The following is a 20290-nucleotide window of genomic DNA, read 5'->3' on the forward strand; positions in this document are numbered from 1 at the left end:
ACGTCCTTTCCTGCTCGCCCCACTCGGCCTCACTCGCTCGGGAGCCGCCCATGTCCGCACCCCCAGCGCCCCGCGCCCGGCAGACGACCGCCCGTCGCCGTGCCGCCTACCTCGCCTACCTCGCCGAGGGCACCGACCGCTTCCAGGAGCCGCCCCGTGAGGACTGCCCCTGGTGCGGCTCGCAGCGCCTGCGCACCCGGCTGCGCGCCGGGGACCTGCGGCTGCACAAACCGGGCCGGTTCCTCCTCGCCGAGTGCCGGGACTGCGTCCACACCTTCCAGAACCCCCGGCTGACCGCGGAAGGCGTGACCTTCTACCACCGGGACCTCGACGAGGGGCGCCTCGCCGGTGTCGTCGCCCGCACCGGCGTCCGCCGCGGACACCGCTCCGCCGCCCGCGCGATGCTGCGCTTCACCGAGCCGGAGAGCTGGCTGGACGTGGGCACGGGCCACGCCCGCTTCCCGCAGCGGGCGCGGGAGTTCTTCCCGTACACCGCCTTCGACGGTCTGGACACCACCTGGCGCGTCCAGCGGGCCCAGGCGGCGGGACGGGTCGAGGAGGCGTACATCGGCCACCTCACGGACCCCCACATCAGGGCCCGCCTGCGCGCCCGCTACGACGTCGTCAGCATGCTCCAGCACCTGCACCACACCCCGGACCCCCGCGAGGAACTCCGCGCCGCCCTCGACGTCCTCCGCCCCGGCGGCCACCTCCTCGTCGAACTCCCCGACCCGCGTTCGGTGTTCGCCCTCCTGCTCGGCAAGTGGTGGCTGCCGTACGACCAGCCGCGCCACCTGCACCTGCCGCCGCCGGCCAACCTCCGCGCCGAACTGGAGGCCCGGGGCTGCACGGTCCTCGCCGTCGACCGCCGCACCGCGCACGTCCCGTACGACCTGGCGGGCGCCTTCGCCCTGGCCCTCTCCCACGCCCTGCCCGCCCCGGACACCCCCTGGCGTGCCATCCCGCCGACCCGGCTCCAGCGCGGCCTGCGGGCCACCCTGCTGGCGGCCGGCCTCCCCCTGGTGGCCGCGGCCTGGACGGCGGACCACGCCCTGGCCCCCCTCCTGCGCCACACGCCCTTCGCGAACGCCTACCGCCTCATCGCCCGCAAGGGAGCGTCAGCCGCGTAGCACCAGCGCCTGACCCGCCACCACCAGCACCACGTGCTCGCACTCGTCCGCGAACGCAGCGTTCAGCCGTCCGAGTTCGTCCCGGTACCGCCGTCCCGAGGCCGTGGCCGGCACGATGCCCGACCCCACCTCGTTCGACACGGCGACCACGGTGCGCCGCGTGCCGCGCACCGCCTGAGCCAGCTCCCGCACCCGGTCCCTGAGCGCCCGCTCCCCGCCACCGGCCCACTCCGCGTCGTCCCACGCGCCGACGGAGTCCATCGCGTCCGTCAGCCACAACGACAGGCAGTCGATGAGCAGCGGCGGCCCGTCGTCCTTCAGCAACGGCACCAGGTCGCACGTCTCGGCGGTCCGCCACGACCCCGGCCGCCGCTCCTGGTGCGCCGCGACCCGCGACGCCCACTCGGTGTCCCCGTTACGGGACCCACCGGTCGCGACGTACAGCACCTCGGGGAAGGCCTCCAGCCGCCGCTCGGCCTCCACCGACTTCCCCGACCGTGCCCCGCCCAGCACCAGCGTCCGCCGCGGCACGTCCGGTACGTCCTCGTAGGCGCCCACCTCCAGCGTCGTCCCGTCCGGCACCGCCCGCGCCCCCGCCGCGGCGAGCCGCCGCCGCAGCTCCGCGCCCGGCGGCACGTCGTGGTCGAGGTGAACGGCGACGACGTCGGTGGTCGGCCCCACCGCTCCCACCGCGCGGAGCCTCGCCAGCGCGTCCGGCCGCCCCACGACGTCCGCGAGGACCATGTCGTACGCCTCGGCGGGCGCCTGCAGCCCGGCCGGCGCTCCGCCCGGCGGCAGATACAGCAGCCGCTGCCCGTCCGGGCCCGTCACCGCGTACCCGGTGCCGGGCGCGTCCATCGCCACCGCCCGCACCCGATGCCCCGTCAGCAGCGCCAGCTCACGCCCGTCCGGGACCCGCCCGGGCTGCGGCAGCCCCGCCGGCACCTCCACCGCAGGCCCGTCCTGCGGATGCGACAGCAGCACCTGCCGTACGCCACCCAGGGAACGTCCCGCCCGTGCCGCCGCGAACGCCGCGCCGGGCGTCAGGTCGAGCAGCAGCGCCCCGTCCACGAGCAGCGCGGTGGCCGCCCGCGCGTCCACGCCGAGCGCCGCCGCACAGGTCGCGCAGGGACAGGAGGGGCGGGGGAGTCCTTCGGGGGTACCGGTGCCGAGCAGTGTCAGTTCCACGGACCCGATTTTCGCTTGTCGGCGTGGCTCTTGCCCGTCCGGCTAGGCTCTGGACAGGAGCCGGACCAAGATCCGGCTTCTGCTCTGCATGTGCTCACATCTTGGAGGCGTACATGGCGGCATGGACGTGGCGGTTCGAGACGGCCGACGGGACGGAGGTCCAGCCCGCGGTGCAGCCCGAGGACTTCACCACGCAGGGGGATGCCGAGTCGTGGATCGGGGAGCACTGGAAGGCTCTGCAGGAAGGCGGCACGGACCAGGTGCGGCTGTTCGAGGACTCCACGGAGATCTACGGCCCGATGAGCCTGCACGCGGACCAGGCGTGAACCGGGGGCGGGGGCCTCGCTGCCCCCGCCCTACTGCTCACCCAGCGTCACATCCACCGTCCGCTTGTCGCCGTTGCGCGTGAACGTCACCGTCGTCCTGTCGCCCGGCTTCTGGGCCGCCAGCGCTCCGGCGAGGGAGGTGATGGTGGTGATGTCCGTGTCACCCAGCTTCGTGATGACGTCCCCGGGCTCGATGCCCGCCTTGTCGGCCGCGCCACCCCTCATCACCTCGACGACGGCGACCCCGGCGGACTGGTAGGAGTCGTTCACGACCGTGCGGCCGGTGATGCCGAGCGCCGCCCGGCCCGAGTCGGTGACCCTGCCGTCGCGGACGATCTGGTCCGCGATCGTCTTCACCGTCGACGCCGGGATCGCGAACCCGATGCCGGGCGCGGCGTCGTCCCCGAGGCCGGGATCGGTCGCGGCGAGCGTCGGGATGCCGATGACCTGCCCGTCGAGGTTCACCAGGGCGCCGCCGCTGTTGCCGGGGTTGATGGCCGCCGAGGTCTGCACCATGTTGGCGAGTGTCGCGCCCGTACCGCCGTCGCCGGTGCTCTCGGTGACGGTCCGTCCGGTCGCCGAGACGATGCCCTGCGTCACGCTGGAGGACAGACCGAGCGGCGAGCCCATGGCGAGGACGATCTGCCCGACCTCCACCTTCGTGGAGTCCCCGAACCGGGCGCCCTTCAGCCCGTCCGGCGCTTTGTCCAGCTTGATGACGGCGAGGTCCTGCTGAGGATAGGAGGAGACGAGCGTCGCGGTGAGGGCGTCCTCGCTGTTGGCGGTCGTCACCCGGAAGGTCCGCTCGTCGCCGACGACGTGCGCGTTGGTGACGATGTGCCCCTCGCCGTCGTACACCACCCCCGAGCCGAGATCGCCGCGGCCCCGGATCTGCACGACCGACGGCAGGACGTCCCTGATCACCCGCTTGTAGTCGCTCTCCAGGTCGCTGTCCTGCATCGGCACCGCGGCCGCCCGCCGGGTCGTGCTCTCCCCCTCGCCCGCGGAGCCGGAGCCGGTGCACCCGGTGACGAGGGCGGCGAAACAGACGAGCGCGGCGAGCAGCCGTGGGGCACGGGTGCGGGAAGCGTCCATGCCCAGAGTGTCACCGCGGGGCGCCCGCCCGGCCCCCGGTGCACGCCCGAACGGGCTTCGGCCCCGTACTCCGCGCAGGTCCGGGTTCTCGGTGGCGGTGTCCGTGGAGACGGGCATGCGGTGCCGGGTGCTGGGGAGGCGGCGGCCGGTGGCGCAGGGGGCCCTGGTGCACGCCCGGACGGGTTTCCGCAGCCGGCGCGGCGCGGCTGCTCGACCTTCCCGGCCACCGCAGCGCCGGGCAGGTCGCAACACACAGCGAAGGGGGGCGGCCGGTGGTGCAGGGGGCCTGGCCCCGGTGAGTGCCCGTACGGGCTTCAGCCCCGCACGCCGCACAGGTGCAGCAGCGCCGCCACCCCGCGATACGGGTCCGTGCGCCCGGCCCGCTCCTCCACCGCCAGCAGTGTCTCCACGTCGGCCGGGATCTCCGCCCCGTCCGCCGCCGTGTCCGTGAAGACCCGCACGCCGTACCAGGTGTGCAGCGGCGCCCCGATCCCCGCGAGCGTGGCCGTCAGCGTGGCCAGCCGGTCGGCCCGTACATCGAGCCCCAGCCGGTTGCGGTAGGCGGTGGTGTCGAAGGCCGCCAGCGCCCCGGCCCAGTCGCCGGACAGGCCCGGCCGCATGGCGAGGGCGTCGCCGTTGCGGACCAGCAGCGACAGCAGCCCGCCCTGGGCGAGCATCCGCGCCAGCCCCGCCAGCAGCGGGTCCGGCTCCTCGACGTACATGAGCACGCCGTGGCACAGCACCACGTCGAAGCTGCCCGGCAGGAAGTGCACGCCGGTGTCCCGGCCGTCCCCCTCGACGATCCGCATCCGCTCCCGGATGCCCTCCGGCTCACCGGCGAGCGCCTCGCGGGCGGCGGCGATCATCTTCGGGTCCCGTTCCACCCCGGTGACCTTGTGTCCCGCCCGGGCCAGCCGCAGCGCCTGCGTACCCTGCCCCATGCCGACGTCGAGCACCCGCAGACGCTGCCCGACCGGGAACCGCCCGGCTATCTGCTCCTCCAGCTGGCGGGCCACCAGCTCCTGCCGTACGACGTCACGCAGCCCGCCCGTCCTGCTGAGCCAGGCGTCCGCCGCACCCCCGGAAAACGGCGTCGTGGTCAGGGCCGCTCTCCGCGCTTGACCTGCGGCTTCGGCAGCCGGAGCCGACGCATCTGGAGCGAGCGCATCAGCGCGTAGGCGATCGCGCCCCGCTTGTTGTCACTGGGGAAGCGCTCGTTGAGCCGCTTCTTCAGCCGGAACGCGGTGACGAACGAGTCGAGCACGATCAGCACGATCACGACGAGCCACAGCAGCAGCGCGATGTTCTGCAGCGCGGCCACCCGGACCATGCTCAGCACGAGGATGACCACGGCCATGGGCAGGAAGAACTCCGCGATGTTGAACCGCGAGTCGATGAAGTCGCGCGCGAACTTGCGGACCGGGCCCTTGTCGCGGGCCGGCAGATACCGCTCGTCACCACCCGCCAGCGCCTGACGCTGCCGGTCCAGCGCGGCACGGCGCTCCTCGCGCTGCCGCTTGGCGGCCTCCTTGCGCGTCATCGACGTGTTGGCGACGCTGCGGCGCTGGGACTGGGCCTCACTGCGCTTGGGCGTGGGCCGGCCCTTAGGGGCCTGCGGGTCGCGGGGCTGCTTGGAGAAGTTCACCGGCGCCTTGTCGGCGGCCGGGGCCTTCTCTTCCTTGGCACGGCTACGGAACACAAAACCCAAGGGTAAGCGCTTGACGGGCATGGGCCCCAGCCCCGCGGGGAACGATCCGGCAACACCAGTCGTCTGTAAAGGGACAGAGGGGACGTTGCGTACGTCTTCCGGGTCCACGTCCGGGCACCTCTCCGGACGCCCCGGGGACCACCTACTCCCTACGCCGGAGCGGAAGGCCGCGCAGTCGTCCTTGGGGATGAGCCCATCCGTCCCCGAACAGTGCGGTAATGGAAGCAGGGCCCGTACTGTGGGTTCTGTCGCAGGAGCTGGAGCTGGAGTCCGTCAGAAGGGGGCGCGCGAAGCCCATGAGCGGTGTCATGAAGCGTATGGGGATGATCTTCCGCGCGAAGGCGAACAAGGCCCTTGACCGGGCCGAGGACCCGCGCGAGACCCTCGATTACTCGTACCAGAAGCAGCTGGAGCTGCTCCAGAAGGTCCGCCGCGGCGTCGCGGACGTGGCCACGTCGCGCAAGCGCCTGGAACTCCAGCTCAACCAGCTGCAGCAGCAGTCCACCAAGCTGGAGGACCAGGGCCGCAAGGCGCTCGCGCTGGGCCGGGAGGACCTCGCCCGTGAGGCGCTGTCGCGCAAGGCCGCGCTCCAGCAGCAGGTGACCGACCTGGAGACCCAGCACGCCACGCTCCAGGGCGAGGAGGAGAAGCTCACCCTGGCGGCCCAGCGACTCCAGGCCAAGGTCGACGCCTTCCGCACCAAGAAGGAGACGATCAAGGCCACGTACACGGCGGCGCAGGCCCAGACCCGGATCGGCGAGGCCTTCTCCGGCATCTCCGAGGAGATGGGCGACGTCGGCCTGGCCATCCAGCGCGCCGAGGACAAGACCGCCCAGCTCCAGGCCAGGGCCGGCGCGATCGACGAACTCCTCGCCTCCGGCGCCCTCGACGACCCCTCCGGCATGCACAAGGACGACATCCAGGCCGAGCTGGACCGGCTCTCCGGTGGTACGGATGTAGAGCTGGAGCTGCAGCGCATGAAGGCGGAACTGGCCGGCGGCACGACCGGCGGGCAGCAGGCCATCGAAGGTGGCACGAACCAGCCGCAGTCCCAGCAGCAGCCGCAGGACACCCCACGCTTCGACAAGCAGTAGGGCCCACGCCTAGGAGGGCGGCATGATCGTACGGATCATGGGGGAGGGGCAGGTGACGCTGGACGACGTCCACCTCACCGAACTGAACAAGCTGGACGACGAACTCCTGGCCGAGATGGAGAACGGAGACGGCCCCGGCTTCCGCCGCACCCTTCAGGCCCTCCTGACCAAGGTCCGCGACCTGGGCGAACCGCTCCCCGACGACTCCCTCGCACCATCGGAACTGATCCTGCCGGCACCGGACGCCACGCTGGAGGACGTACGGCAGCTGCTGAGCGACGACGGCCTGATCCCGGGCGGCACACCGTAGCGGACACCCCGTGGCGGCGGGCCGCGTCCGCCGCCCCGCACGGCCCCCGCGCCGGGCCCCCGACGGCCCGACACCCGGCCCGGCTACCGTAAACCCCCGTGAGCACACTGGAGCGCGCCCGAGGCCGCCTGCGAGCACACCCCTCGGCGATGGACGCGGCGCTGGCGGCGGGCGTACTGGCGTGCATGGTCGCCGGGTCGTTCGCCGACCCGCACGGCCCCGAGGGCGTCACCTGGGGCGTGCGGACCCCCGACTCGCTCAGCCTGCTCCTGATGACCCTCGGCGCCGCGGCGCTCGTCTTCCGCCGCCGCGCCCCCATGACGGTCCTCGCCCTCACCGGCACCGTCTCCCTCATCGAGTCCGTCACCGGCGACCCCCGCGCCCCCGTCGCCATGTCCGCCGTCATCGCCCTCTACACCGTCGCCTCCACCACCGACCGTCCCACCACCTGGCGCGTCGGCCTGCTCACCATGACCGTGCTCACCGGCGCCGCCATGCTCGCCGGCCCCCTGCCCTGGTACGCCCAGGAGAACCTCGGCATCTTCGCCTGGACCGGCATCGGCGCCACCGCGGGCGACGCCGTCCGCAGCCGCCGTGCCTTCATCCAGGCCATCCGCGAGCGGGCCGAGCGTGCCGAGCGCACCCGCGAGGAGGAGGCCCGCCGCCGCGTCGCCGAGGAACGCCTCCGCATAGCCCGCGACCTGCACGACGTCGTCGCCCACCACATCGCCCTGGTCAACGTGCAGGCGGGAGTCGCCGCGCACGTCATGGACAAGCGGCCCGACCAGGCCAAGCAGGCCCTCGCCCATGTACGGGAGGCCAGCCGCTCGGCGCTCGACGAACTCCGCGCCACCGTCGGGCTGCTCCGCCAGTCCGACGACCCCGAGGCCCCCACCGAACCCGCCCCGGGTCTCGACCGCCTCGACGAACTCGTCGGCACCTTCCGCAGCGCCGGCCTCCACGTCGAGGTCGCCCGCGCCGACCAGGGCACCACCCTCCCCGCCGCCGTGGACCTGGCCGCCTACCGCATCATCCAGGAGGCCCTCACCAACGTGCAGAAGCATGCCGGTACCGAGGCGAAGGCGGAGGTCAGCGTGGTACGCGTCGGACCGGACATCGAGGTCACCGTCCTCGACAACGGCACCGGCGAGGACCACGACCCCGGCTCCGGCGGCGGACACGGGCTGCTCGGGATGCGGGAGCGCGTCGCCGCCCTGCGCGGCACCCTCACCACCGGTCCCCGCTACGGCGGCGGCTTCCGCGTCCATGCGATCCTGCCGGTCGACAACCGCACACGCCCCGACGAGGACCCCGCATGACGATCCGTGTCCTGCTCGCCGACGACCAGGCGCTGCTGCGCAGCGCCTTCCGTGTGCTGGTCGACTCCGAGCCCGACATGGAGGTGGTCGGCGAGGCCTCCGACGGCGCCGAGGCGGTGCGGCTGGCCAAGGAGCAGCGGGCCGACGTCGTGCTCATGGACATCCGGATGCCGGGGACCGACGGCCTCGCCGCGACCCGCATGATCGGCGCCGACCCCGACCTGGCCCAGGTCCGGGTGGTCATCCTGACCACCTTCGAGGTCGACGACTACGTCGTGCAGTCGCTGCGCGCCGGCGCGTCCGGCTTCCTCGGCAAGGGCTCCGAGCCCGAGGAACTGCTCAGCGCCATCCGGGTCGCGGCCGGCGGGGAGGCGCTGCTGTCCCCGGCGGCCACCAAGGGCCTGATCGCCCGCTTCCTCGCCCAGGAGGGCACCGCCGACGAGGACCGCGACCCCGCCCGCGCCGAGCGGCTCGGCGCGCTGACCGTGCGGGAGCGAGAGGTGCTGGTGCAGGTCGCCGGCGGGCTCTCCAACGACGAGATCGCCGAGCGTCTGGAGGTCAGCCCGCTCACGGTCAAGACACACGTCAACCGGGCCATGGCCAAGCTGGGCGCCCGGGACCGGGCACAGCTCGTGGTGATCGCGTACGAATCGGGTCTGGTCCGTCCGAGGGTGGAGTGAGCTCCACCCCCCGTACTGCGCCCGGAGTATGTGCCGTGTGAGGAAATGGACTTGAGGCCTACAAGTGCGGCGCTCTCCATGGCTCAGGGTGTAAGTGCGGGCGCTCACATGTGCTTCACAAGAGCGCAAGAAGTCCGAACGCCTGCTTCCGCTTCTGCCGCTCACAGAAGAGAGACCCTTCATCCATGTCCTGGCTGTCCCGATTCAGCCTCGCACAGCGGGCCCTTGTAGGGCTGATGTCCCTCATCGCGTTATTCTTCGGCGCGATTGCGATACCCCAGCTGAAACAGCAACTCCTGCCCACCATCGAACTCCCGATGGTGTCGGTGCTGGCGCCCTACCAGGGCGCGTCCCCCGACGTCGTCGAGAAGCAGGTCGTCGAGCCCATCGAGGACAGCCTGGAGGCCGTCGACAACATCACGGGCGTCACCTCCACGGCGAGCGAGGGCAATGCCGTGATCATGGCGTCCTTCGACTACGGCAACGACACCCAGCAGCTCGTCGCCGACGTCCAGCAGGCCGTCAACCGGGCCCGCGTCCAGCTTCCGGACGACGTGGACCCGCAGGTCATCGCCGGTTCGACGGACGACATCCCGACCGTCGTCCTCGCCGTCACCTCGGACAGGGACCAGCAGGCCCTGGCCGATCAGCTCCACAAGACGGTCGTACCGGACCTGGAGGACATCGACGGCGTCGGCCAGGTCACCGTCGACGGTGTACGGGACCTCCAGGTCACCGTCACCCCCGACGACGCCGAGCTGGCCAGGGCGGGTCTGACCGCGCAGGCCCTCACCCAGGCCCTGCAGGCGGGCGGCGCGACGGTCCCGGCGGGCTCCTTCGACGAGGACGGCGCCAACCGCACCGTCCAGGTGGGCGGCGGCTTCACCTCGGTGAAGCAGATCCAGGACCTGATGGTCACGGGCGAGCCCGGCAAGGGCAAGCCGGTCCGTCTCGGTGACGTGGCGACCGTGAAGCAGGAGGAGGCCAGGGCCGACTCCATCACGCGCACCGACGGCAAGCCCAGTCTCGCCGTCATGGTCACCATGGACCGCGACGGCAGCGCGGTCGCGATCTCCGACGCCGTCCAGGACAGGCTTCCCGAACTGCGGGAGGACCTCGGATCCGGCGCCACGCTCACCGTCGTCAGCGACCAGGGCCCGGCGGTGTCGAAGTCCATCGAGGGACTGACGACCGAGGGCGCGCTCGGCCTGGTCTTCGCCGTCCTCGTCATCCTGGTGTTCCTGGCGTCGATCCGCTCGACGCTGGTGACGGCGGTGAGCATCCCCCTGTCGGTGGTCCTGGCCCTGATCGTCCTGTGGACCCGGGACCTGTCGCTGAACATGCTGACGCTGGGCGCGCTGACCATCGCCATCGGCCGCGTCGTCGACGACTCGATCGTGGTCCTGGAGAACATCAAGCGGCACCTCGGCTACGGCGAGGAGCGCCAGGAGGCCATCCTGAAGGCGGTCCGCGAGGTGGCGGGCGCGGTGACGTCCTCGACCCTCACCACGGTCGCGGTCTTCCTCCCGATCGGCCTGGTCGGCGGCATGGTGGGCGAGCTGTTCGGCGCCTTCAGCCTGACGGTGACGGCCGCGCTGCTGGCCTCACTGCTCGTCTCGCTGACGGTCGTACCGGTCCTGTCGTACTGGTTCCTGCGCGCCCCGAAGGGCACCCCCGAGGACGCGGAGGAGGCCCGCCGCCTGGCGGAGGAGAAGGAGGCGAAGAGCCGCCTGCAGCGCGCCTACGTCCCGGTCCTGCGGTTCGCCACACGCCGCCGCCTGACGAGCGTGGCGCTCGCGGTCGTCGTCCTCATCGGCACGTTCGGCATGGCGCCCCTGCTGAAGACCAACTTCTTCGACCAGGGCGAGCAGGAAGTCCTCACCGTCAAACAGGAGTTGAAGCCGGGCACCAGCCTGGCGGCGACGGACGAGCAGGCGAAGAAGGTCGAGAAGCTGCTGTCCGCCACCAAGGGCGTCAAGGACTACCAGGTGACGATCGGCTCGTCCGGCTTCATGGCGGCCTTCGGCGGCGGCACGGACACCAACCAGGCCTCGTACCAGGTGATGCTGGAGGACTCGGCGTCGTCCGAGGACACGCGGAACCGCATCGAGAAGGGGCTGGCCGGGCTCAAGGGCATCGGCACCACCCAGGTCGCGGCCGGTGACGGCTTCGGCAACCAGGACCTGAGCGTGGTGGTGAAGGCCGCCGACGCGGACGTCCTGCGCAAGGCGTCGGAGGAGGTCCGCAGGACGGTGGCCGGGCTGGACGACGTCACGGACGTCACCAGCGACCTGGCGCAGAGCGTGCCGCGCATCTCCGTGAAGGCCAACGCGAAGGCCGCGGCGGCCGGTTTCGACGACCAGACGCTGGGCGCGGCCGTGACCCAGGCGGTACGGGGCACCCCCGCGGCCAAGGCGGTCCTGGACGACACCGAACGCGATGTCGTGATCAAGTCGGCGAAGCCGGCGCAGACCCTGGAGCAGCTGAAGGCGCTTCGTCTCGGCCCGGTGAAGCTCGGCGACATCGCCACGGTGAAGCTGGTGGACGGACCGGTGTCGATGACCCGCATCGACGGTCAGCGCGCCGCCACCATCACGGCGAAGCCGACCGGTGACAACACGGGCGCGGTGAGCGCGGACCTGACGTCGAAGCTGGGCGCGCTGAAGCTCCCGGCGGGCGCGACGGCGGAGATCGGCGGTGTCTCGCAGGACCAGGACGAGGCCTTCGCGAACCTGGGACTGGCCATGCTGGCGGCCATCGCGATCGTCTTCATGCTGCTGGTCGGCACGTTCCGTTCGCTGGCCCAGCCGCTCATCCTGCTGGTGTCGATCCCGTTCGCGGCGACCGGCGCGATCGGCCTGCTGGTGGCGACGGACACGCCGATGGGCGTCCCGGCGATGATCGGCATGCTGATGCTGATCGGCATCGTGGTGACCAACGCGATCGTGCTCATCGACCTCATCAACCAGTACCGGAAGCAGGGGTACGGGGTGGTCGAGGCCGTGGTGGAAGGCGGCCGTCACCGCCTGCGCCCCATCCTGATGACGGCCCTGGCAACGATCTTCGCCCTGCTCCCGATGGCCCTGGGCATCACCGGCGAGGGCGGCTTCATCGCCCAGCCGCTGGCGGTCGTCGTGATCGGCGGCCTGGTCACGTCGACGCTGCTGACGCTGCTGCTCGTACCGACGCTGTACGCGATGCTCGAACTCCGCAAGGAGCGGCGGGCGAAGAAGCGGGCGGCGAAGAGGGAGGCGAAGGCGGAGAAGGCGTTGGAGCCGGCGGGGGCGTGACGCCGGTCTGACGGTGCGCCGAAAAGGACGGCCGGGCCTCGTACGGAGAGTACGGGCCCGGCCGTTCGGCCTATGTACGGGGCTGGGTGAGGGCCTGGATGAGGCGCAGCCAGGGGGCGGGGTCCTGGCCGGGGCGGGTGCTGAGGGCGGCGAGTTCGGAGACCAGGCGGGTGCGGGTGTCCGGGTCCGCTCGGGCGGCCGCCGCCGACAGGTCGTCGGGGGTGAGGTCGTCGGGCTTGCCGGCGAGGACGAGCGCGGCCTGGTGGTGGGTGAGGGAGGCCGGTTGGTCGTCGAAGGCCGTGTGCTCGATGGCCGAGGCGTACGCCAGGGCTCGGGCGTCGCCCTCGGTGAGGGCCCGTTGGACGTACCGCTGGAGGGCGTCTCGGTCCTGGACGCGCTGGTACGCGGTGTCGATGTCTTCCGTGCGGGCCATGTGGAGGAGGCCGATGTGGGCGGTGATCTCGGGCGCGCGGGGGTCGTCCGCCGCGAGGACGTCCTCGGCGGCCTCGTCGGCGATGAGCCGGGGGTGCTCGGCCAGGAAGCATCGTGAGGTTTCCCAGTCCTCGCATTCCAGCCAGGTGGTGAGCTGGTCGTGAAGGATCAGCTCACGGAAGACCGGGTCCGCGCCTTCGGAGAGGATCTGCCGCCTCAGTGCCAGATGGTCCTCCGCGACGGGTGTGACCAGGGCGTATTCGCTCAGGGCGGTGGCGGTGTCCTCGGCGCCGAGACGATCGGCGTGCTGTGACCAGAACGCCTGGCTTTCTTCCCAGGTGCCGGTCGCCATCCAGGCAGCCGCCAGTTCCAGGACCTCGTCCGAGAGCGACAGCCAGTCCGGAACGGGTGTGCCGAGGGTCTCTTGGTACATCTGGTCCACCAACTGGCGGTTGCCGGACGCGGCGCGGACGAAGGAACGAAGCCTGCGCCGTGCACGGAGCGCGATGTCGTCCGGGGCGTCCGGAGGCCCGTCATGGAGCAGGACGACGAGCTCCCGCAGACCTGCGCGTCCGGACTCGGGGCTGGGCACTGCGAGTCGGAAAGCGGCTCGTTCGTAGGTGATGGCCCGCGCGGCGGCCGGGTCGGTCGGGGCGATGCTGTCGGCCGCGTCCGAGAAGACCTGGACGGCTGCTGCTTCGCTGCCTGTGGCCACCAGATGCCGGGCGAGGTTGTTGACGCAGGTCACGAGGTGGGGGAGGTGTGCGGCCGGGTTGGTCCGGGTGAGGTCGCCGCGGATGCGGACGGCTTCCCGGCCGGGCTTCAGTGCACCGAGCAGGTCTCCGGTCTCGGCCAGGCGGTTGGCGAGGTTGTTGAGGTAACCGGCCAGGTGGGGGAGGTGGGCGGCGGGGTTGGTCCGCGCGAGGTCGCGGCGGATGCGGACCGCTTTCCGTGCGGGTTCCAGGGCGTCCTGGGGCCTGCCGGCGACCGCCAGACAGTTGGCCAGCGTGTTGAGAGAACTGGCGAGATGAGGGAGGTGGGCGGCGGGGCTGGTCCTGGTGAGTCGGGTGTAGATGCGGACGGCTTCCTGAGCGGGTTCGTCGGCGCCTTGCCGGTCTCCGGCTTCCGCGAGGAGGTTGGCGAGGTTGTTCAGCGAGCCGGCCAGGTGGGGGAGGTGGGCGGCGGGGTTGGTCCGCGCGAGGTCGCGGCGGATGCGGACGGCTTCCCGGGCGGGTTCGAGGGCGGCCTGCCGGTATCCGGCGTCCGCCAGGCGGATGGTGAGGGTGGTGAGGGAGCCGGCCAGTTCGGGGAGGTGGGCGGCGAGGTCGGCGCGCGTGAGGTCGCGGCGGATGCGGACGGTTTCGTACGCGGCTTGCAGAGCGTCGTCGTACCTGCCCATGTCCGCCAGGCGGTTGGCGAGGGTGTTGAGGGAGCCGGCCAGGTGGGGGAGGTGGGCGGCGGGGTTGGTCCGCGCGAGGTCGCGGCGGATGCGGACGGCTTCGTGAGCCGCTTCGAGACCCCCTTGCCGGTCACCGGTCTCCGCCAGGCGGATGGCGAGGTTGTTGAGGGAGCCGGCGAGTTCGGGGAGGTGGGCGGCGGGGTTGGTCCGGGTGAGCTCGCGGCGGATGCGGACGGCTTCGTGGGCGGGTTCGAGGGCGTCCTGGGGTCTGCCGATGCCCGCCAGCCGGTTGGCGAGGGTGGTCAGGGAGCTGGCGAGCTGGGGGAGGTGGGCGGCGGGGCTGGTCCTGGTGAGTCGGGTGTAGATGCGGACGGCTTCCTGAGCGGGTTCGAGCGCGCCCTGGGGGTCCCCGGCCTCCGCGAGTTGGCCGGCGAGGGTGTTGAGGGAGCCGGCCAGGTAGGGGAGGTGGGCGGCGGGGTTGGTCCGCGTGAGGTCGCGGCGGATGCGGACGGCTTCGTGAGCCGCTTCGAGGCCGCCCTGTCGGTCGCCCGAGTTCGCCAGAGCGATGGCGAGGTTGTTGAGGGAGCTGGCGAGCTGGGGGAGGTGGGCGGCGGGGTTGGTCCGGGTGAGTTCGCGGTTGATGTGGACGGCTTCCTGGGCGGGTTCCAGGGCGCCTTGCCGGTCACCGGAGTCCGTGAGGTGGCCGGCGAGGTTGGTCAGCGACTGGGCGAGGTTGGGGAGGTGGGCGGTGGGGTTGGCCCGGGCGAGTTCGCGGCTGATGTGGACGGCTTCCTGGGCGGGCTCCAGGGCACTTTGCCGGTCACCGGCCTGCGCCAGGTGGCTGGCGAGGTTGCTGAGGAAGGTGGCGAGGTTGGGGAGGTGGGCGGTGGGGTTGGTCCGGGCGAGTTCCCGGTTGATGCGGACGGCTTCCTGGGCGGGCTCCAGGGCACCTTGCCGCTCACCGGTCTCCGCCAGAACGATGGCGAGAGCGCCGAGGCACGTGGCGACGTCGGGGAGATAACGGACGGGATCGGAGTCGTTGAGCTCCGCGTAGATGGCAGCCGCTTCGCGAGCGGATGCCAACGCGGCCTCCCGGTTCCCGTTCGCCCTCAGGGCGAGCGTGGACTCGTACAACGCCGTACCGAGATGCGGCAGCGCGTTGCCCCTGTCCCACTCGACGAGCCCCCGCAACAGCCGGATGCCCGGCTCACCGGCCCAACCGGCGTGATGCGCGAGGCTCCTGCGCACATACGGATCGACCCCCTCCCAGTCCCCCGCCTCGGCCTGCCGCCTGAGCAGGCCCGCGACGACCTCCAGCACGACCATTCCCGCGGCCTCACCCCCCGGCCCCTCCCGCCCCCGCAAATACGACACGAACTCCCGGTGATACAGCCGGTACACCGCCTGGGACCCACCCCCGTCCTCCACCACGTACCGTCCGTACGCCGACAGCACCCAGTCCACATCCCCCTCGTCATAAGCCATTCCGGCATCAGGCCCACGCAGAGCCGACGCCACCGCCTCCCACACCCCACCCGCCGGCATGCCCCTCCCCGCCGCCCAGGCGAGCGCCGTGAGCAGATCCCGTGCCGCCGACGGCAGTTCGGTACCGTCGTCGCGCACGCGCACCGGCCCGGACCGCAGGTCCTCCTCGAACGCTGCCTCCACGGACTCCGGCAGCCCGGCGAGCAACTCCGCGCCGCTGACCGCCCCCTCGCGGAGCCGTGAGATGAGGGACCCGGTCACCAACCGGGCGAACAGAAAGCCCCCGTCCGCCTCGGTGGCCCGCGCCGCCAGTGCCTCGGCGATCTCGGCGATCTGTGTACCGTCGACGTCCGCCGCCTCGCACCGCCGCCGCACATACCCGGCGATGTCCTCCCGGGTGTCCGGCTCCTCCTCCAGGTCCACGGTGACGGCACCGGCACCGACGTAACGGTTCAGGGCCTGCGGCAGTGTCTCCCCGTCGGCCAACTGATTGCGGAACGGCCGCTCCCGTGACCCGACCAGCACCGGAACCATCCGGCTCAGCGGGAAGACCAGCTCCTCGATCACGCCCTGTGTGTGCTCGGCGGGCACCTCGTCCAGACCGTCCAGGACCACGACCGGCGGCGACGGCAGTTCCCGCAGCTCGGCCCGGAAGGCGTCCACGCTCTTCGGCTCGTCCAGCCGCAGCTGACCGGCCAGCTCGACGGCGGCCTGCAGCGCGTTCAGGCCCCGCAGATGCACCGCGGCGAACGTCCGGGGATCCCGTACCCCCGGGTCCGGGTCACCCTCCCGCAGCGCCCCCTGCCGTTCCGTCTCCGCCCGCTGGCCGGGATCCACCAGCGTCGCGATCCGCCCCAGCACCGCCGACTTGCCACAGCCGGCCGGCCCGGTGACGAGGAACAGTCCAGGAGCCGCCGCCCCCATCCACGCGATGATCTCTTCGAGCACCCGCCGCCGCCCGGTGAAGAACCACCCCTCCTCCCGGTGCCCCACTCCCCGCGCCGCGAGCACCAGATGCTCCACCAGCGCGGCCCGCGCCCCGGGCTCGGACCGAGGGTTGGGAAACCTCGGGCGTTCCTCGTGGCCGACGGTGACCTGTTCCGGCTGCTGGCTCTCCTCGTCCCACCGTGTCCATACGGCGGCCAGCAACTCACCTCCGGTGACCGACTCGTTCCGCACGCTCCACGCCGAGTGGTACTCGTCGCTGCGCGGCCCCTCGGCCAGGACTCCGGCCACGGACGCGAGCAGCGGACCGTACCCCTCCGACAGCTCTCCCGCCCGGCAACTGGCCATCACCCCCACCCACTTGGACCGGTCGTCCGGCAGCGAGGTGTCCTTGAGGTGGTCCAGCGCCGTCCGTACGCTCCCACTCAGACCGGCCCCCGCGTGGCAGGCGTCGACGAAGACGAGCGTCTGGTCGGCGCCGGAGGCCAGCGCCAGTTCGACGAGGTCCGCCGCCGTGACGCCCAGCTTCCGCAGCCGCCGCTTCCGTACGTGCGGGTCCTGGCCCGTGAGCTCCAGGTCGTGCAGCGCGAGGCGGAGGTCCTCCCCGTCCAGCACCCCGTGCCCGGACCACAGGATCAGCGCCGGCCCGTGGTTTCCGGCCTGACGCCACCAGGTGCTCCACTCCTCGGCCTCCCGCTCGAAGACGGCCAGGTCCGGCTCCTCGGTCTCCCCGACCACCCGCACGGCGAAGCCCAGCGTCCGCAATCGCCCCGCGATTCCCGCCATCTGGGCCCTGGCCCCCACCAGCCGCGGAAACCTCCCCACGTCCTCGTACGACTCGCACACCACGCACAACGCCGTCGCGGCGAACCCGTCGGCTTCCGGCACCTCACCCACCCCCGGAGCCCCCCTCACCCTCCACCACCAGCACCAACGCCGTCACCGTCGCCTCCGGCGGGTATCCCGCACCGACCTCCAGCCGACGCACCCCCGCAGTGAGCCCGGCGACCGTCCCGGTGTACCGGCCGTCACCCCTGTTGCGGAGCCGGCGCACCCCGTCCGCGCCGTCCACCCGCACCCCCACCGCCAGCTCCTCGTACCCGGGCACCTCCCGCGGGACCGACACCTCGACCGCGCACGGCTCACCCTCGGCCACGACCTCCGGCACCCGCACCCCGAGCGGCGCCCCGCCCTGCGGCCCCCGGTGCACGCGTGGCTCCGGCGTGAGCCACCCCCACAGGGCGTGCCGCACGGCCGCGTTGTTCTGCAGCGAGCCGTGCTGCTCCCACGGGGTGTACGCGGGCCGCCGCACCCCGGGTACGTGGGCGCTGGACAGACACGGCACCCGGCCGTCACCGCCCTCGTCCTCGCCCTCGATGGTGAGCAGCGGCGCCAGCCGTCCGTCCCCGCCGGTCTCCGCGGTGGTCGGCGTCGGTTGGAGGACCCCGCTCACCGGCAGGTACTCCACTGCGTACGCCGCCCCCGTACGCGATCGACGTAACCCGGAGTGGAATGCCGCCGCGTCCTTCAGCAGTTCCTCGTCCACCCCCGGCAGGCCGGTGACCTCACGCGCGTACCGCAGCGAGGCCGCCCCTGCCAGGCACGCGTAGTCAGGGGTCAGCTGGTGCAGCGAAGGCAGGCTGCGCGCGAAGGACGACAGGTCCACGCGGACCAGACGGCCCAGTCCCCGCCGCAGCTCGTTCAGCCGCAGCCCGTTCACCAGATACAGCAGCGCGTCCAGCGAGCCCCGGTACGGCGTCCCCAGCGTGATGACGCGCCGCGTGATCTCGGCGCCGCCGCCCTGCTCGACGTACTGCCGGGCCACCAGCCCGCCCATGGAGTGGCACAGGAAGACGACCTTGGCGTCCGCCCGGCCGGGGGCCGACTCCCGCCACCGGCCGAGTTCCTCCGCCACCCGCTCGCCGAGCCTCGCGGCGTTGTAGCGGCAGGACAGGCGCCAGTCGTAGGCGAAAGCGATGAGATTGGCCGAGGCGCGGAGGGTGAAGTGCCGCTCCAGCCAGTCCAGCAGGTCGGTGTAGCCCTCGACGATCGGGGACAGTCCCGGCAGACCGTGCACGTCACGCATGACCCCGACGGGCCGTACGCCGTCCCCGGGGTGGCCGTCCAGCAGCCCGGCCGGGAGGGTCAGCGCCTTGACGGATCCCCCGAACGTCCTGATCCCCCGTAACAGAGCCCCACCCGACGGTCCCCACACCTCACGGCCGTGCGCGTCCGCCAGCCGGCTGCCCATGATCCCGGGAACCACGACCACGAGATCGTCGACCCGGCCACGCTGCGTTGCCAATCCCGCCCCCGAGCATGCACGTGCTGTGAGGAGACCAGGGTAGTGACGAAGGGACGAAAAGATGCCCCTTCCGGTGAGGAAGGGGCATCACCGCGACGGCACCGCTTACGGCAGCGCCAGCATCCGCTCCAGCGCCAGCTTCGCGAACGCCTCCGTCTCCTTGTCCACCTCGATGCGGTTGACGAGGTTGCCCTCGGCGAGGGACTCCAGGGCCCAGACGAGGTGCGGCAGGTCGATGCGGTTCATCGTCGAGCAGAAGCACACCGTGCGGTCGAGGAAGACGATCTCCTTGCCCTCGGGCGCGAAACGGTTCGCCAGCCGGCGGACCAGGTTCAGCTCCGTGCCGATGGCCCACTTGGAGCCGGCGGGAGCGGCCTCCAGGGCCTTGATGATGTACTCCGTCGAGCCGACGTAGTCCGCCGCCGCCACGACCTCGTGCCGGCACTCGGGGTGGACCAGGACGTTCACGCCGGGGATCCGCTCGCGCACGTCGTTCACCGAGTCGAGGCTGAAGCGGCCGTGCACCGAGCAGTGGCCGCGCCACAGGATCATCTTGGCGGCGCGCAGCTCGTCCGCCGTCAGGCCGCCGTTCGGCTTGTGCGGGTTGTAGACGACACAGTCGTCCAGGGACATGCCCATGTCGCGGACGGCCGTGTTGCGGCCGAGGTGCTGGTCCGGCAGGAACAGCACCTTCTCACCCTGCTCGAAGGCCCAGTCCAGCGCCCGCCTGGCGTTCGACGAGGTGCAGATCGTGCCGCCGTGCTTGCCCGTGAACGCCTTGATGTCGGCGGACGAGTTCATGTACGACACCGGCACGACCTGCTCGGCTATGCCGGCCTCGGTCAGCACGTCCCAGCACTCGGCGACCTGCTCGGCCGTCGCCATGTCGGCCATCGAGCAGCCGGCGGCCAGGTCCGGCAGCACGACCTTCTGGTCGTCGGACGTCAGGATGTCCGCGGACTCGGCCATGAAGTGCACACCGCAGAACACGATGTACTCCGCCTGCGGACGCGCGGCCGCGTCCCGGGCCAGCTTGAACGAGTCACCCGTGACGTCGGCGAACTGGATGACCTCGTCGCGCTGGTAGTGATGGCCGAGCACGAAGACCTTGTCCCCGAGCTTCTCCTTGGCCGCGCGGGCGCGCTCGACCAGGTCCGGGTCGGAGGGCGAGGGCAGGTCGCCGGGGCACTCGACACCGCGCTCGCTCTTCGGGTCGGCCTCACGACCGAGGAGCAGCAGGGCGAGGGGAGTCGGCGTTACGTCGAGCTCCTGGGTCTGGGCGGTGGTCACGACACGCACCCTTTCTGTTCTGCGGCTCGCCGGGGCCGGTCCGGAGAACCGGGCCGGTCCCGGCGGGACAAGCGGGACACCGTTTCGACTTTTCGTCGAATTGACGCTATCTATCATAACCGGTTCACGTCACTTTGACGATGCCCATTGTGTCGATGTGACGTGAATCCCGGCGCCGAGGGGGGAACCCGGCGCCCGGGTCGCTGTCCGCTTTCCGGCGCATGTGCGAGCATGAGGAAGAAGCCAAGGAGAAAGTCACGGGCTCGCCCCGGAATGAATCCGCGGCCCCGTCGG

The 20290-nt window shown here is 72.0% G+C and carries 14 protein-coding genes; 7 read left to right on the plus strand and 7 right to left on the minus strand.

The window, feature by feature from the left end:
• Positions 1–50 precede the first annotated feature (50 nt).
• A complete protein-coding gene (locus NW895_RS06535; RefSeq protein WP_289934352.1) occupies positions 51–1130 on the plus strand; it encodes a class I SAM-dependent methyltransferase in 1080 nt (359 codons plus the stop codon).
• Here the strand turns inward: NW895_RS06535 and NW895_RS06540 are convergent.
• On the minus strand, positions 1119–2318 hold the full coding sequence (locus NW895_RS06540; RefSeq protein WP_289934353.1) for a bifunctional adenosylcobinamide kinase/adenosylcobinamide-phosphate guanylyltransferase: 1200 nt from the start codon (positions 2316–2318) through the stop codon (positions 1119–1121). The genes NW895_RS06535 and NW895_RS06540 overlap by 12 nt on opposite strands.
• A gap of 113 nt (positions 2319–2431) precedes the next feature.
• Between NW895_RS06540 and NW895_RS06545 the strand changes: the two genes are divergently transcribed.
• Positions 2432–2644 (plus strand): hypothetical protein, encoded by a 213-nt coding sequence (locus NW895_RS06545; RefSeq protein WP_289934354.1) that lies wholly within the window; start codon positions 2432–2434, stop codon positions 2642–2644.
• 30 nt (positions 2645–2674) lie between these two features.
• Here NW895_RS06545 and NW895_RS06550 read toward each other — a convergent pair whose 3' ends face one another.
• The 3 genes from NW895_RS06550 to NW895_RS06560 all read right to left on the minus strand — a co-directional run bounded on the left by NW895_RS06550 (position 2675) and on the right by NW895_RS06560 (position 5438).
• Positions 2675–3739, minus strand: a complete 1065-nt coding sequence (locus NW895_RS06550) for a trypsin-like peptidase domain-containing protein (protein ID WP_289934355.1) — start codon at positions 3737–3739, stop codon at positions 2675–2677.
• Positions 3740–4053: 314 nt separating this feature from the next.
• The gene (locus tag NW895_RS06555) at positions 4054–4755 is read right to left on the minus strand and encodes a methyltransferase domain-containing protein (RefSeq protein WP_289934358.1); all 702 of its coding nucleotides are present in this window, start codon (positions 4753–4755) and stop codon (positions 4054–4056) included.
• Positions 4756–4838: 83 nt separating this feature from the next.
• Positions 4839–5438, minus strand: coding sequence for a DUF3043 domain-containing protein (locus tag NW895_RS06560; RefSeq protein ID WP_289934359.1), 600 nt, complete (start codon positions 5436–5438; stop codon positions 4839–4841).
• A 317-nt stretch (positions 5439–5755) separates the two neighbouring features.
• Between NW895_RS06560 and NW895_RS06565 the strand changes: the two genes are divergently transcribed.
• The 5 genes from NW895_RS06565 to NW895_RS06585 all read left to right on the plus strand — a co-directional run bounded on the left by NW895_RS06565 (position 5756) and on the right by NW895_RS06585 (position 12140).
• The gene (locus tag NW895_RS06565) at positions 5756–6541 is read left to right on the plus strand and encodes a PspA/IM30 family protein (RefSeq protein WP_289934360.1); all 786 of its coding nucleotides are present in this window, start codon (positions 5756–5758) and stop codon (positions 6539–6541) included.
• Between the two features lie 22 nt (positions 6542–6563).
• Positions 6564–6851: a hypothetical protein gene (locus tag NW895_RS06570; RefSeq protein ID WP_289934361.1), complete on the plus strand. Its 288-nt coding sequence runs from the start codon at positions 6564–6566 to the stop codon at positions 6849–6851.
• A gap of 98 nt (positions 6852–6949) precedes the next feature.
• Positions 6950–8170: a histidine kinase gene (locus NW895_RS06575; protein ID WP_289934362.1), complete on the plus strand. Its 1221-nt coding sequence runs from the start codon at positions 6950–6952 to the stop codon at positions 8168–8170.
• Complete coding sequence (locus NW895_RS06580; protein ID WP_289934363.1) at positions 8167–8850, plus strand: response regulator transcription factor; 684 nt, start codon at positions 8167–8169, stop codon at positions 8848–8850. Before NW895_RS06575 ends, NW895_RS06580 begins: the two co-directional genes overlap by 4 nt.
• A 185-nt stretch (positions 8851–9035) precedes the next feature.
• Complete coding sequence (locus NW895_RS06585; protein WP_289934364.1) at positions 9036–12140, plus strand: efflux RND transporter permease subunit; 3105 nt, start codon at positions 9036–9038, stop codon at positions 12138–12140.
• A 70-nt stretch (positions 12141–12210) separates the two neighbouring features.
• On the opposite strand, the gene NW895_RS06590 is transcribed toward NW895_RS06585, so the two are convergent.
• The 3 genes from NW895_RS06590 to nadA all read right to left on the minus strand — a co-directional run bounded on the left by NW895_RS06590 (position 12211) and on the right by nadA (position 19996).
• Positions 12211–17289, minus strand: coding sequence for a tetratricopeptide repeat protein (locus NW895_RS06590; protein WP_289934365.1), 5079 nt, complete (start codon positions 17287–17289; stop codon positions 12211–12213).
• 1 nt (position 17290) lies between these two features.
• Positions 17291–18706, minus strand: a complete 1416-nt coding sequence (locus tag NW895_RS06595; protein WP_289934366.1) for a hypothetical protein — start codon at positions 18704–18706, stop codon at positions 17291–17293.
• Between the two features lie 105 nt (positions 18707–18811).
• The gene (nadA, locus tag NW895_RS06600; protein WP_289934367.1) at positions 18812–19996 is read right to left on the minus strand and encodes a quinolinate synthase NadA; all 1185 of its coding nucleotides are present in this window, start codon (positions 19994–19996) and stop codon (positions 18812–18814) included.
• Positions 19997–20290: the final 294 nt, after the last annotated feature.

The organism is Streptomyces sp. S.PNR 29 (assembly GCF_030386795.1).
Lineage (GTDB): Bacteria > Actinomycetota > Actinomycetes > Streptomycetales > Streptomycetaceae > Streptomyces.